Raw genomic sequence first — 13,360 nt, 5'->3', positions numbered from 1 at the left:
GCAAACGAACCGCAGGTCAGGGTAGTGCGGACATCAGCGGCCGTGGTGCAACTGCCACCCGCGCCACGCGGAGTCGACCATCTCCCGCACCCCACGCCGAGCAGTCCACCCCAGCTCTGCGGCGGCCCGCCCGGCGGACGCGACCGCGCGCGGGGCGTCACCGGGACGCCGTCCCTCCACGAGGGCAGGGCGCCGGTCCCCGGTGACCTCGCCGATCACCGTGACCAGCTCGCGGACCGAAACCCCTTCCCCGCGGCCGATGTTGACCGTCAGGTCGCCGCCCGCGCCCCCGTCGGCCAGACGCCGGGCCGCCGCCAAGTGGGCCTCGGCGAGATCGGCCACGTGGATGTAGTCGCGGATGCAGGTGCCGTCCGGGGTCGGATAGTCGTCGCCGAAGATCCGCGGGGCCTCGTCGCGGGTGAGCCGGTCGAAGACCATGGGGACGATGTTGAAGACCCCGGTGTCGGCCAGTTCAGGCGCCGCCGCCCCCGCCACGTTGAAGTAGCGCAGGCACACCGTGTCGATGCCGTGCGCCGCGCCCGCCGCCCGGACCAGCCACTCGCCGGTGAGCTTGGTCTCGCCGTAGGGGTTCACCGGCGCGCACGGGGTGTCCTCGGTGATCAGGTCCGTGCCCGGGTCGCCGTAGACCGCCGCCGAGGACGAGAACACGAACCGCCGGATGCCGGCCTCGGCGACCGCGTCGAGGAGGGTCGCCAGGCCGCCCACGTTCTCGCGGTAGTAGTACGTCGGCCGTGCCACCGACTCGGCGACCTGCTTGCGTGCCGCGAGGTGCACGACCCCCGTCACCCCGTGCTCGGCGAACACGTGCTTCAGGAGGTCGCCGTCGAGGGAGGAACCGTGGACGAGCGGGACGGTCGTAGGAAGGCGTGTGGAGTTTCCCGCCGAGAGGTCGTCCAGGGCGACGACACGTTCTCCGGCGCCCGCCATCGCCCGTGCCACATGCGCCCCGATGTATCCGGCTCCGCCGGTGATCAGCCATGTCATGGGCATTCACCCTATGCCGATACGGAGAGGGCCTCCGCTATGTCCCGCGATGCCCGGTCTGGCAGGTGCGGTTTGTCGGCCGGGCCCCGAATCCCTGATGATGATCTCGGCGGAGGCGCCTGCAGACCCTGTTGATCAGGCCATGAACGGCCGGTGAACACGGGCTTGAGAGCATCCGATAGCCTCTGCCGACATGCCGCCCGGGTGTCACCCGATGGGCGCCACCACCATGCACATGACCGGCGCCCGAGCGTCGGCACCCAGGGAGTGAGTTCGGTTGTCGACCGCCATCCTCACCGGTCAGCCGGTCCCCGGATCGTCGATCGAGGCCGATCTGAGGTCGCTCGGCTTCGACGTCCGGACCGCCGCCGACACCACCGAGGCGGAGACGCTCCTCGCGGCCGTCCCCGGTGACCGGCGCGTCGCCGTCGTGGACGCCCGCTTCGTCGGCCACCTGCACGCGTTGCGCCTCGGCCTCACCGACCCCCGCTTCCCGCTCGCCGCGGTACCGGGCGCCGTCACCGCACAGCCCGGCGGCCGTCAGGCGCTGACCCGCGCGGTCGCCCGCGAGCACTCGGCCGGCGGCGGCACGGCCCTCCTCGACGACCTCGCCGACCGCGTCGTCACCGCCCTCGACGCCGACGGCTGCGACGTGCACCGCCCCGAGCTGGGCAGCCTCGTCGCCACGGTCCCCACCGACCCGCAGGCCCGCAACGAGGCACGCCAGGCCGTCGCCGCCGTCGACGACGAGGCCGTACGCCTGAAGTCGGCCGTGAAGTCCCGCGACGGCTTCTTCACCACGCACTTCATCAGCCCGTACTCCCGTTACATCGCCCGCTGGTGCGCCCGCCGCGGCCTCACCCCGAACCAGGTCACCACCGCGTCCCTGCTCACCGCGCTGATCGCGGCGGCCTGCGCGGCCACCGGCACCCGGCCCGGGTTCGTCGCGGCCGGCGTCCTGCTGATCGCGTCCTTCGTCCTGGACTGCGTCGACGGCCAGATCGCCCGCTACGCCCTGAAGTACTCGACGCTCGGCGCCTGGCTCGACGCCACCTTCGACCGCGCCAAGGAGTACGCCTACTACGCGGGCCTCGCCCTGGGCGCGGCCCGGGGCGGCGACGACGTCTGGGCGCTCGCGCTCGGCGCGATGATCCTGCAGACCTGCCGGCACGTCGTGGACTTCTCCTTCAACGAGGCCAACCACGACGCCACCGCCAACACCAGCCCCACCGCCGCCCTCTCCGACAAGCTCGACAGCGTCGGCTGGACGGTCTGGGTGCGCCGGATGATAGTCCTGCCCATCGGCGAACGATGGGCGATGATCGCCGTCCTCACGGCCGCGACGACCCCCCGCATCACCTTCTACGTTCTCCTCGTCGGCTGCGCCTTCGCCGCGACGTACACGACGGCCGGCCGGGTGCTGCGCTCCCTGACCCGCAAGGCACGGCGCACGGACCGCGCGGCCCAGGCGCTGGCTGACCTCGCGGACAACGGGCCGCTGGCGTCGTTCGTGGCCCGCGTGAACCCCGGCCGCCTCGGTGCGCCGCTCCTCCTCGCGCTCGTCGGCACCGCGGTCCTCGTCGCGTCCCTCTTCTCCGGCGTCACCTGGGCCCCCGTGGCGGGCGCCCTGGTCTACGCCGTCGCCGCCGGTCAGGCGCTCTCCCGCCCCCTCAAGGGCACCCTCGACTGGCTGGTGCCCCCGGTCTTCCGGGCCGCCGAGTACTGCACCGTGCTGATCCTCGCGGCTGAAGCGGAGGTGAACGGAGCGCTTCCGGCGGCTTTCGGCCTGGTGGCCGCCGTCGCCTACCATCACTACGACACGGTGTACCGCATCCGCGGCAACGCCGGGGCGTCCCCGGCCTGGCTGGTGCGCGCCATCGGGGGGCACGAGGGGCGGACGCTGCTCGTCACCGTTCTCGCCGCCGCACTCACCGCGTCGCAGTTCACGGTCGCGCTCACGGTCCTCGCCGTGGCCGTGGCCCTGCTGGTGCTCTTCGAGAGCATCCGCTTCTGGGTGTCCGCAGGGGCGCCCGCCGTACACGATGAAGGAGAACCCGCATGATCGGCCTCGTGCTGGCGGCCGGCGCCGGACGGCGTCTGCGCCCCTACACCGACAGCCTTCCCAAGGCTCTGGTGCCGGTGGGCCCCGCGGGCATAGAGGGCGAACCGACGGTCCTGGACCTCACCCTCGGCAACTTCGCCGAGATCGGTCTGACCGAGGTCGCGATCATCGTCGGCTACCGCAAGGAAGCCGTCTACGAGCGCAAGGCGGCCCTCGAGGCGAAGTACGGCCTCAAGCTCACCCTCATCGACAACGACAAGGCCGAGGAGTGGAACAACGCCTACTCCCTCTGGTGCGGACGTGACGCCCTCAAGGACGGCGTGATCCTCGCCAACGGCGACACCGTCCACCCGGTCTCCGTCGAGCGCACGCTGCTGGCCGCGCGCGGCGACGGCAAGAAGATCATCCTCGCGCTGGACACCGTCAAGTCCCTTGCGGACGAGGAGATGAAGGTCGTCGTCGACCCCGCCAAGGGCATGACGAAGATCACCAAGCTGATGGACCCGGCCGAGGCGACCGGCGAGTACATCGGCGTCACCCTCATCGAGGGCGACGCCACCGCCGACCTGGCCGACGCGCTCAAGACCGTGTGGGAGACCGACCCCCAGCAGTTCTACGAGCACGGCTACCAGGAACTGGTCAACCGCGGCTTCCGGATCGACGTCGCCCCGATCGGCGACGTCAAGTGGGTCGAGATCGACAACCACGAGGATCTGGCCAAGGGGCGGGAGATCGCGTGCCTGTACTGACCAGGCTGATCCCCTCGCCCGTCGTCGTCGACATCCGCCCGGGTGCCCTCGACGACCTGGCCTGCGTCCTCGCCGACCAGCGCATCTCGCATTCCGGCCGGCTCGCGATCGCCGTCAGCGGCGGCTCGGGTGCCCGGCTGCGCGCGCGCCTGGAGCCGAGCCTGCCCGGCGCCACCTGGTACGAGGTCGGCGGCGGCACCCTGGACGACGCGATCCGGCTGGCCGGCGACATGAAGGCCGGTCACTACGACGCGGTCGTGGGCCTCGGCGGCGGCAAGATCATCGACTGCGCCAAGTTCGCCGCGGCACGCGTCGGCCTGCCCCTGGTCGCCGTACCGACGAACCTCGCGCACGACGGCCTGTGCTCGCCGGTCGCCACCCTCGACAACGACGCGGGCCGCGGCTCCTACGGCGTGCCCAACCCGATCGCCGTGGTGATCGACCTCGACGTGATCCGCGAGGCACCGGTCCGCTTCGTGCGGGCGGGCATCGGGGACGCGATCTCCAACATCTCCGCGATCGCGGACTGGGAACTGGCCAACCGCGTCAAGGGCGAGAAGATCGACGGACTCGCCGCGGCCATGGCCCGGCAGGCCGGCGAGGCCGTGCTGCGGCACCCCGGCGGGGTCGGCGACAACGCCTTCCTCCAGGTGCTCGCCGAGGCGCTGGTCCTCACCGGTGTCGCCATGTCGATCTCCGGCGACTCCCGTCCGGCCTCCGGCGCCTGCCACGAGATCAACCACGCCTTCGACCTGCTCTTCCCCAAACGCGCTGCCGCACACGGCGAGCAGTGCGGACTGGGCGCGGCCTTCGCGATGTACCTCCGCGGGGCCCACGAGGAATCGGCCCACATGGCCGAGGTGCTGCGCCGGCACGGACTGCCGGTCCTGCCGGAGGAGATCGGCTTCACGGTGGACGAGTTCGTCCGCGCCGTGGAGTTCGCTCCGGAGACCCGCCCCGGGCGCTACACCATCCTCGAACACCTCGACCTGAAAACCGACCAGATCAAGGACATCTACGCCGACTATGTCAAGGCCATCGGTAGCTGAACTCCGTCCCGTCGTCCACCCCGCAGGGGTGAAGGACCGGCGCAGCGGTGAGCACTGGATGGGACGCCTCTACATGCGTGAGGTGTCTCTGCGGGTCGACCGCTACCTGGTGAACACCAGGGTCTCGCCCAACCAGCTCACGTACCTGATGACCGTCTTCGGCGTGCTCGCCGCCCCGGCGCTGCTGGTGCCGGGGATCACGGGCGCGGTGCTGGGCGTGGTGTGCGTCCAGATGTACCTCCTGCTGGACTGCGTCGACGGCGAGATCGCCCGCTGGCGCAAGCAGTACTCGCTCGCCGGGGTCTACCTCGACCGGGTCGGCGCCTATCTGACCGACGCCGCCGTGCTGGTGGGCTTCGGGCTGCGCGCGGCCGACCTGTTCGGCAGCGGCCGTATCGACTGGCTGTGGGCGTTCCTCGGGACGCTCGCCGCGCTCGGCGCGATCCTGATCAAGGCCGAGACCGACCTGGTCGGGGTGGCCCGCCACCAGACCGGCAAGGCTCCCGTCCAGGAGGCCGCGGCCGAGATGCGCTCCTCCGGGATGGCGCTGGCCCGCCGGGCCGCCGCCGCCTTCAAGTTCCACCGGCTCATCCTCGGCATCGAGGCGACCCTGCTGATCCTGGTCCTCGCGATCGTCGACCAGGTCCGCGGCGACCTGTACTTCTCGCGGCTCGGTGTCGCCTTACTGGCCGGCATCGCGCTGCTGCAGACCCTGCTGCACCTGGTGTCGATCCTCGCGTCGAGCAGGCTGAAGTGAGCGGCATGAAGGTCGGCGCGGTGATCATCACCATGGGCAACCGCCCCGACGAACTGCGGGCGTTGCTCGACTCGGTCGCCAAGCAGGACGGCGACCGGGTCGAGGCGGTCGTCGTCGGCAACGGCTCGCCCGTCCCCGACGTCCCCGAGGGCGTCCGGACCATAGAGCTGCCCGAGAACCTCGGCATCCCCGGCGGCCGCAACGTCGGCCTGGAGGCCTTCGGGCCCGCCGGTCGCGATGTCGACATAGTGATGTTCCTCGACGACGACGGGCTCCTCGCCCAGCACGACACCGCCGAGCTGTGCCGGGAGGCCTTCGCCGCCGACCCCCGCCTCGGCATCATCAGCTTCCGCATCGCCGACCCGGAGACGGGCGTCACCCAGCGCCGGCACGTCCCGCGCCTGCGCGCCTCCGACCCGATGCGCTCCTCCCGGGTCACCACCTTCCTCGGCGGCGCCAACGCCGTCCGCACGAAGGTCTTCGCCGAGGTCGGCGGCCTCCCGGACGAGTTCTTCTACGCCCATGAGGAGACCGACCTCGCCTGGCGGGCCCTCGACGCGGGCTGGATGATCGACTACCGGGCGGACATGGTGCTGTTCCACCCGACCACCGCGCCCTCGCGGCACGCGGTCTACCACCGCATGGTCGCCCGCAACCGGGTCTGGCTGGCCCGCCGCAACCTCCCCGCGCTCCTCGTCCCCGTCTACCTCGGGGTATGGCTGCTGCTCACGCTCCTGCGCCGCCCCTCGCGCCCGGCGCTGCAGGCCTGGTTCGGCGGGTTCAAGGAGGGCTGGACCACTCCGTGCGGGCCGCGCCGGCCCATCAGCTGGCGTACGGTGTGGCGGCTGACCCGGCTGGGCCGTCCTCCCGTGATCTGACACGCTCGGCGGGCGCCCGACCGCGTGCTCGGCACGCGCACGCCCCCCGGACCGTATCCCTCGTCGGATACGTGTCGCGTTCTGTAGCACAATTCCGTAAGACGAACGCAAGACGATCGTAAGACGCATCCAAAGATGAGGGCTTCCACTCTTGAGTGAGACAACGCATGACGGCGGAATCGCGGTGAGCCCGCGCCCGTCGCCCGACGCAGGCCTCACGGCGGCACAGCTCGCCGCCAAGTACGGGCTGACCGTGAGCGGTGCCCGCCCCGGACTCGTCGAGTACATCCGGCAGCTCTGGGGACGCCGGCACTTCGTCCTGGCCTTCTCCCAGGCGAAGCTGACGGCCCAGTACAGCCAGGCGAAGCTCGGGCAGCTCTGGCAGGTGGCCACTCCGCTGCTGAACGCGGCCGTGTACTTCTTCATCTTCGGCGTCATCCTGAAGGCGTCCCGGGGCATGTCCCGGGACGTGTACATCCCGTTCCTGGTCACGGGCGTGTTCGTGTTCACCTTCACGCAGAGCTCGATCATGGCGGGCGTGCGGGCGATCTCCGGGAACCTCGGCCTGGTGCGCGCGCTGCACTTCCCGCGCGCCTCGCTGCCGATCTCCTTCGCGCTCCAGCAGCTCCAGCAGCTGCTGTTCTCGATGACCGTGCTGTTCATCATCGTCATCGGCTTCGGCAGCTACCCGAGCCTGTCCTGGCTGCTGATCCTCCCGGTCCTGCTGCTGCAGTTCCTGTTCAACACCGGGCTCGCGCTGATCGTCGCGCGGATGGGCGCCAAGACCCCGGACCTCGCCCAGCTGATGCCGTTCATCCTGCGCACCTGGATGTACACGTCGGGCGTCATGTTCTCCATCAGCAAGATGATGGAGGGCCGCTCCGAGGTGTTCGTCCGCCTGCTCCAGGTGAACCCGGCGGCCATCTACATGGACCTGATGCGCTTCGCGCTCATCGACGGCTACGGCGCGTCGAACCTGCCGCCGCACGTGTGGGCCATCGCCACCTTCTGGGCCGTGGTCCTCTTCGTCGGCGGCTTCGTGTACTTCTGGAAGGCGGAGGAGAGGTACGGCCGTGGCTGAGCAGAGCATCGAGCAGAACCTGGCGGACCGGAACCCGGGGGACCTGATCCCGACCGTCGTCGCGGACGAGCTGCACATCGTCTACCGCGTGCACGGCGCCAAGACCGGCAAGGGCAGCGCCACGTCGGCCCTCAGCCGCATAGTCAAGCGCGGCGAGGAGCGCGGGGTGCGCAAGGTGCACGCCGTCAAGGGCGTCTCCTTCGTCGCCTACCGGGGCGAGGCCGTCGGCCTGATCGGGTCGAACGGCTCCGGCAAGTCGACCCTGCTGCGTGCCATCGCGGGCCTCCTCCCGGCCGAGAAGGGCAGGGTCTACACCAACGGCCAGCCCTCCCTGCTGGGCGTGAACGCGGCCCTGATGAACGACCTGACCGGCGAGCGGAACGTCATCCTGGGCGGTCTCGCCATGGGCATGTCCCGCGAGCAGGTCAGGGAGCGCTACCAGGAGATCGTCGACTTCTCCGGCATCAACGAGAAGGGCGACTTCATCACCCTCCCGATGCGCACGTACTCCTCCGGCATGGCGGCCCGGCTGCGTTTCTCCATCGCCGCCGCCAAGGACCACGACGTCCTGATGATCGACGAGGCGCTGGCCACCGGTGACCGCAAGTTCCAGGTCCGCTCCGAGGCGCGCATCCGTGAACTGAGGAAGTCCGCGGGCACGGTGTTTCTCGTCAGTCACAACAACAAGTCGATCCGCGACACCTGCGACCGTGTGCTGTGGCTGGAACGCGGCGAACTCCGGATGGACGGTCCGACCGACGAGGTTCTCAAGGAGTACGAGAAGTTCACGGGCAAGTAGTGCGCTCGCATAGGGGCCGCAAAAGCCCATAACGCTTCCCAGGGCCCCGCCGGAACTGCTCCGGCGGGGCCCTGCGTCTGCAAAGGAAACGTCAACTCGGCCTCGCCCAAGGAATCTTGACGCCAATCGGTGTGTTGTTGTGATGTGCAGGACACCCCGAGGAAGCTCGCTGCGTTGTACAACGTAAGCTGTACCGGTGCCGAATAGCGGCAAGTGGGGCGATAATGCGCGACACCCTTCTTCGGGTATCCGTGCGGACGACCGGGCGGCGTGTCCGAAATAGTGTGTATTGGGTCGGCAGTGTAGAACGGGAGATGTGACGGCAATGGCTACGGAAACTCCCCAGCTCACCGAAGCATGTGCCGTCCCCGCCCCTGGCAGCGAGCGGTGACGGGAAGCGGCATTGCCGGCACCGGCGATCCGGAGCGCGGCACACTCGACAAAGCCGCGGGTGAGAACTTCCCCGTGGCGCCTTTCTTCCTGCCCAAAGCCTGGCGCACCGATCTCATGGCGGTGTACGGATTCGCCCGTCTCGTCGACGACATCGGCGACGGCGATCTGGCCCCCGGCGGCGCCGACGCCCGCCTGCTCGGCGTTGCACCCGCGGAGGCCGAGGACCGCCTGGTCCTCCTCGACGCCTTCGAGGCCGACCTCCACCGCGTCTTCGACGGCACCCCGAGCCACCCCCTGCTGCGCCGCCTCCAGCCGACCGTCCGCCGCCGCGCGCTGACCCCCGAGCCCTTCCTCGGCCTGATCGCCGCGAACCGCCAGGACCAGCTCGTCACGCGCTACGAGACCTACGACGACCTCCTCGCCTACTGCGAGCTGTCCGCCAACCCCGTCGGCCGCCTGGTCCTCGGCGTCACCGGCACCGAGACCCCCGAGCGGGTCCGGCTGTCCGACGCGATCTGTACCGCACTTCAGATCGTCGAACACCTGCAGGACGTGACCGAGGACCTCGGCCGCGACCGCATCTACCTGCCCGCCCAGGACATGAAGCGCTTTCACGTCCAGGAAGCGGATCTCGCCACGCCCTCCGCGGGCGCATCGGTGCGCGCACTGGTTGCATACGAAGCAGAACGCGCCCGCGATCTCCTGAATGAAGGCGCCCCCCTGGTGGGTAGCGTCCACGGCAGATTGAAGCTGCTGCTCGCGGGGTTCGTGGCGGGGGGGAGGGCGGCGATCCGGGCGATCGTCGCCGCCGAATACGACGTACTTCCCGGCCCGCCGAAGCCCGGCAAGATCCAGTTGCTGCGTGAGGCGGGCGTGACTCTGCGAGGAGAGGGGTGATCCGGACCGTGGAGTCTGCACCGCACATGTCCGCGCCGGTACTCGCCGCCTACAGCTACTGCGAGGCCGTCACCGGACAACAGGCACGGAACTTCGCCTACGGCATCAGACTGCTCCCGACGCCCAAGCGTCGGGCCATGTCCGCGCTGTACGCGTTCTCCCGGCGTGTCGACGACATCGGCGACGGCACGCTGGAGACCGAGGTGAAGGCGGCGCGCCTGGAGGACACCCGGGCGCTGCTCACCCGGGTCCGCGAGGGCAAGGTCGAGGAGGACGACACCGACCCGGTCGCGGTCGCCCTCGCGCACACGGCCGAGGCCTTCCCGGTCCCGCTGGACGGCCTGGACGAGCTGATCGACGGCGTCCTGATGGACGTACGCGGCGAGACCTACGAGACGTGGGACGACCTGAAGGTCTACTGCCGGTGTGTCGCGGGCGCGATCGGGCGGCTCTCGCTCGGCGTGTTCGGCACGGAGCCCGGCGCGCGCGGGGTCGAGCGCGCCCCGGAGTACGCCGACACGCTGGGGCTCGCGCTCCAGCTCACCAACATCCTCAGAGACGTCCGCGAGGACGCCGAGGGCGGCCGGACCTATCTGCCCGCCGACGACCTCGCGAAATTCGGCTGCTCGGCCGGGTTCGACGGGCCGACGCCACCCGAGGGCTCCGACTTCGCGGGTCTCGTCCACTTCGAGGTGCGACGGGCCCGCACTCTTTTCGCCGAGGGCTACCGGCTGCTCCCCATGCTCGACCGCCGCAGCGGCGCCTGCGTCGCCGCCATGGCCGGCATCTACCGCCGCCTGCTGGACCGCATCGAGCGCGAGCCGGAGGCCGTCCTGCGCGGCCGCGTCTCCCTGCCCGGCCGCGAGAAGGCCTACGTCGCGGTGCGCGGCCTGTCCGGCCTGGACGCCCGGCACGTCTCGCGGAGGACGCTCAGGAGGCGCGCCTGATGGACAAAGTGGGCCAAGGTGATGTCACCGGAGAAATGCGGCAGGCAACCCTCCGGTGCGGTGCGGCGTCCCTGACTGCAACGGTCCGCCGTGGCTGGTTCGAGTGCCCCGGCGGGCGCGCAGGGGGGAGTGCACGATGAGCGACGGGACGCGGGCCGACGGGCTGCCCGCCGATCCGGCGACGGGACAGGCCGGCCGGCATGCCGTCGTCGTCGGCGGCGGACTCGCCGGCATCACCACCGCGCTCGCGCTGGCCGACGCCGGAGTCCGCGTCACCCTGCTCGAAGGCCGCCCGCGCCTCGGCGGACTCGCCTTCTCCTTCCAGCGCGGCGAGCTGACCGTCGACAACGGCCAGCATGTCTACCTGCGCTGCTGCACCGCCTACCGCTGGTTCCTCGACCGCATCGAGGGCGCGGCGCTCGCTCCGCTGCAGGATCGTCTCGACGTGCCCGTACTCCACGTGAACCGCCCCGAGGGACGCCGGCTCGGCAGACTCCGGCGCGACGCGCTGCCCGTGCCGCTGCATCTCGGGCGCAGCCTCGCGACGTACCCGCATCTCTCGCTCGCGGAGCGCGCCAGAGTAGGACGTGCCGCGCTCGCGCTCAAAGGGCTCGATCTGGCCGATCCGGCCCTGGACGCGCAGAACTTCGGCAGCTGGCTGACCGCGCACGGTCAGTCGGCGCGTGCCGTCGAGGCACTGTGGGACCTGGTCGGGGTCGCCACCCTCAACGCGGTCGCGGGCGACTCCTCGCTCGCCCTGGCCGCGATGGTGTTCAAGACCGGTCTGCTCTCCGACCCGGGCGCGGCCGACATCGGCTGGGCACACGTCCCGCTGGGCGAACTGCACGACCGGCTCGCCCGCAAGGCGCTCGACTCCGCGGGCGTGCGCACCGAAGTCCGTACACGCGTCACCTCCATCTCTACAGACGGGAACGGACGCTGGAGCGTTCAGTGCCCCGGCGAGACGATCGAGGCCGACAGCGTCGTGCTCGCCGTACCGCAGCGCGAGGCCCACGAACTGCTCCCCGACGGCGCCCTCGACGACCCCGGGCGACTGCTCGCCATCGACACCGCGCCGATCCTGAACGTCCATGTCGTCTACGACCGCAAGGTGCTCGCCCGCCCGTTCTTCGCGGCGCTGGGCACCCCGGTGCAGTGGGTGTTCGACCGGACCGACGCGTCCGGGCTGAAGGACGGCCAGTACCTGGCGCTGTCCCAGTCCGCCGTGCACGACGAGATCGACGAGCCCGTGGCGGCGCTGCGGGAGCGCTACCTCCCCGAACTGGAGCGGCTGCTGCCCGGTGCGCGCGGCGCCGAGGTGAAGGACTTCTTCGTGACCAGGGAGCGCACGGCGACGTTCGCTCCCGCCCCCGGCGTCGGACGGCTGCGGCCCGGCGCCCGCACCAAGGCCCCCGGCCTGTACCTGGCCGGAGCGTGGACCGCCACAGGGTGGCCCGCGACCATGGAGAGTGCGGTCCGCAGTGGGGTGAGCGCGGCGGACGCCGCCCTCGCCGCCCTGGGCCGGCCCCGCCCCCGCCATCTCTTCGAGTTCGAGGAGGCGGCGTGATGCTCGATCAGCAGGCGGCAGGCGACCCCCGCACCTTCGGTAGCGCGACAAGAGGAGAGACTGTGCCCACTGTGCCCCCGGCCGAGACGGCTGCCGACGCGGTGGACGTGTCCGCGCTCCTGGAGCGCGGCCGGACCCTTGCCACACCGGTGCTGCGGGCTGCAGTGGACCGGCTGGCTCCCCCCATGGACACCGTCGCCGCCTACCACTTCGGCTGGATCGACGCCGAGGGCAACCCGGCGGCAGGCGACGGCGGCAAGGCCGTACGCCCCGCGCTCGCCGTGCTCTCCGCCGAGGTCACCGGCGCCGCGCCGGAGACCGGCATCCCCGGCGCCGTCGCCGTCGAGCTGATCCACAACTTCTCGCTGCTGCACGACGACCTGATGGACGGCGACGAGCAGCGGCGCCACCGCGACACCGTCTGGAAGGTGCACGGCCCCGCCCAGGCCATCCTCGTCGGCGACGCCCTCTTCGCGCTGGCCAACGAGGTCCTGCTGGAGCTCGGCACCGTCGAGGCCGGCCGCGCCACCCGCCGTCTCACCACCGCGACCCGCGCCCTCATCGACGGCCAGGCGCAGGACATCTCCTACGAGCACCGCGACCGCGTCAGCGTCGAGGAGTGCCTGGAGATGGAGGGCAACAAGACCGGCGCCCTGCTCGCCTGCGCCTCCTCCATCGGGGCCGTGCTCGGCGGCGCGGACGACCGCACCGCCGACGTCCTGGAGAAGTACGGCTACCACCTCGGCCTGGCCTTCCAGGCCGTCGACGACCTCCTCGGCATCTGGGGCGACCCGGAGGCCACCGGGAAGCAGACCTGGAGCGATCTGCGCCAGCGCAAGAAGTCCCTGCCCGTGGTGGCGGCGCTCGCGGCGGGCGGACCCGCCTCGGACCGGCTGGGCGAGATCCTCGCCGCCGACGCCAAGAGCAGCGACTTCGAGAACTTCTCCGAGGAGGAGTTCGCGGCCCGCGCCGCGCTCATCGAGGAGGCCGGCGGCCGCGAGTGGACCGCCGAAGAGGCACGCCGTCAGCACACCATCGCCATCGAGGTCCTCGACGCCATCGACATGCCCGACCGGGTTCGGGCACGGTTCACGGCGCTCGCCGACTTCGTCGTCGTACGAAAGAGATGATCACTATCGGTCGAATAGCCCTCGCGTAGTCGCCGGCCGGTGCTGC

Annotated in this window: 13 protein-coding genes; 12 read left to right on the top strand and 1 reads right to left on the bottom strand. The window is 70.9% G+C overall.

Going from position 1 to position 13,360, the window contains the following annotated elements; genetic code table 11:
- Positions 1 to 33 precede the first annotated feature (33 nt).
- Positions 34 to 1,005, bottom strand: coding sequence for a UDP-glucose 4-epimerase GalE (gene galE / locus OHT77_RS07555; RefSeq protein ID WP_328827251.1), 972 nt, complete (start codon positions 1,003 to 1,005; stop codon positions 34 to 36).
- A gap of 277 nt (positions 1,006 to 1,282) precedes the next feature.
- Between galE and OHT77_RS07550 the strand changes: the two genes are divergently transcribed.
- From OHT77_RS07550 to OHT77_RS07500, 12 genes are all read left to right on the top strand, one after another.
- Entirely contained in the window at positions 1,283 to 3,067 is a 1,785-nt protein-coding gene (locus OHT77_RS07550) for a DUF5941 domain-containing protein (RefSeq protein ID WP_328827250.1), read from the top strand.
- Entirely contained in the window at positions 3,064 to 3,816 is a 753-nt protein-coding gene (locus tag OHT77_RS07545) for a phosphocholine cytidylyltransferase family protein (protein ID WP_328827249.1), read from the top strand. The genes OHT77_RS07550 and OHT77_RS07545 overlap by 4 nt, the downstream gene beginning before the upstream one ends.
- Positions 3,804 to 4,865 carry an iron-containing alcohol dehydrogenase family protein gene (locus tag OHT77_RS07540; RefSeq protein WP_328827248.1) on the top strand — a complete coding sequence of 354 codons (1,062 nt, stop codon included), beginning with the start codon at positions 3,804 to 3,806 and terminating at the stop codon, positions 4,863 to 4,865. Before OHT77_RS07545 ends, OHT77_RS07540 begins: the two co-directional genes overlap by 13 nt.
- Positions 4,843 to 5,622, top strand: a complete 780-nt coding sequence (locus OHT77_RS07535) for a CDP-alcohol phosphatidyltransferase family protein (protein ID WP_328827247.1) — start codon at positions 4,843 to 4,845, stop codon at positions 5,620 to 5,622. The genes OHT77_RS07540 and OHT77_RS07535 overlap by 23 nt, the downstream gene beginning before the upstream one ends.
- A gap of 5 nt (positions 5,623 to 5,627) precedes the next feature.
- Positions 5,628 to 6,500, top strand: a complete 873-nt coding sequence (locus tag OHT77_RS07530) for a glycosyltransferase family 2 protein (RefSeq protein WP_328834184.1) — start codon at positions 5,628 to 5,630, stop codon at positions 6,498 to 6,500.
- A 151-nt stretch (positions 6,501 to 6,651) separates the two neighbouring features.
- Positions 6,652 to 7,581, top strand: coding sequence for an ABC transporter permease (locus tag OHT77_RS07525; protein WP_328827246.1), 930 nt, complete (start codon positions 6,652 to 6,654; stop codon positions 7,579 to 7,581).
- On the top strand, positions 7,574 to 8,380 hold the full coding sequence (locus OHT77_RS07520; protein ID WP_390917635.1) for an ABC transporter ATP-binding protein: 807 nt from the start codon (positions 7,574 to 7,576) through the stop codon (positions 8,378 to 8,380). The genes OHT77_RS07525 and OHT77_RS07520 overlap by 8 nt, the downstream gene beginning before the upstream one ends.
- A gap of 357 nt (positions 8,381 to 8,737) precedes the next feature.
- Positions 8,738 to 9,670, top strand: coding sequence for a squalene synthase HpnC (hpnC, locus tag OHT77_RS07515; protein ID WP_405881241.1), 933 nt, complete (start codon positions 8,738 to 8,740; stop codon positions 9,668 to 9,670).
- Positions 9,667 to 10,617 carry a presqualene diphosphate synthase HpnD gene (gene hpnD / locus OHT77_RS07510; RefSeq protein WP_266766528.1) on the top strand — a complete coding sequence of 317 codons (951 nt, stop codon included), beginning with the start codon at positions 9,667 to 9,669 and terminating at the stop codon, positions 10,615 to 10,617. Before hpnC ends, hpnD begins: the two co-directional genes overlap by 4 nt.
- On the top strand, positions 10,617 to 10,757 hold the full coding sequence (locus tag OHT77_RS44995) for a DUF6380 family protein (RefSeq protein WP_390917633.1): 141 nt from the start codon (positions 10,617 to 10,619) through the stop codon (positions 10,755 to 10,757). Before hpnD ends, OHT77_RS44995 begins: the two co-directional genes overlap by 1 nt.
- Entirely contained in the window at positions 10,754 to 12,184 is a 1,431-nt protein-coding gene (hpnE, locus tag OHT77_RS07505; RefSeq protein ID WP_328827243.1) for a hydroxysqualene dehydroxylase HpnE, read from the top strand. The genes OHT77_RS44995 and hpnE overlap by 4 nt, the downstream gene beginning before the upstream one ends.
- Positions 12,184 to 13,314, top strand: coding sequence for a polyprenyl synthetase family protein (locus OHT77_RS07500; protein ID WP_328827242.1), 1,131 nt, complete (start codon positions 12,184 to 12,186; stop codon positions 13,312 to 13,314). The genes hpnE and OHT77_RS07500 overlap by 1 nt, the downstream gene beginning before the upstream one ends.
- Positions 13,315 to 13,360 lie beyond the last annotated feature (46 nt).

This window comes from Streptomyces sp. NBC_00252, from assembly GCF_036187565.1.
Lineage (GTDB): Bacteria > Actinomycetota > Actinomycetes > Streptomycetales > Streptomycetaceae > Streptomyces.
Note: the sequence above shows the minus strand (reverse complement) of the source record. Positions and strands in the feature narration are given on the sequence as shown.

What these genes read in the sequence shown, in the direction of transcription:
- galE (WP_328827251.1), bottom strand. Translation starts at nt 1,005, where the DNA reads ATGACATGGCTGATCACCGGCGGAGCCGGATACATCGGGGCGCATGTG.
- OHT77_RS07500 (WP_328827242.1), top strand. Translation starts at nt 12,184, where the DNA reads ATGCTCGATCAGCAGGCGGCAGGCGACCCCCGCACCTTCGGTAGCGCG.
- OHT77_RS07545 (WP_328827249.1), top strand. Translation starts at nt 3,064, where the DNA reads ATGATCGGCCTCGTGCTGGCGGCCGGCGCCGGACGGCGTCTGCGCCCC.
- hpnC (WP_405881241.1), top strand. Translation starts at nt 8,738, where the DNA reads ATGTGCCGTCCCCGCCCCTGGCAGCGAGCGGTGACGGGAAGCGGCATT.
- OHT77_RS44995 (WP_390917633.1), top strand. Translation starts at nt 10,617, where the DNA reads ATGGACAAAGTGGGCCAAGGTGATGTCACCGGAGAAATGCGGCAGGCA.
- hpnE (WP_328827243.1), top strand. Translation starts at nt 10,754, where the DNA reads ATGAGCGACGGGACGCGGGCCGACGGGCTGCCCGCCGATCCGGCGACG.
- OHT77_RS07535 (WP_328827247.1), top strand. Translation starts at nt 4,843, where the DNA reads ATGTCAAGGCCATCGGTAGCTGAACTCCGTCCCGTCGTCCACCCCGCA.
- OHT77_RS07530 (WP_328834184.1), top strand. Translation starts at nt 5,628, where the DNA reads ATGAAGGTCGGCGCGGTGATCATCACCATGGGCAACCGCCCCGACGAA.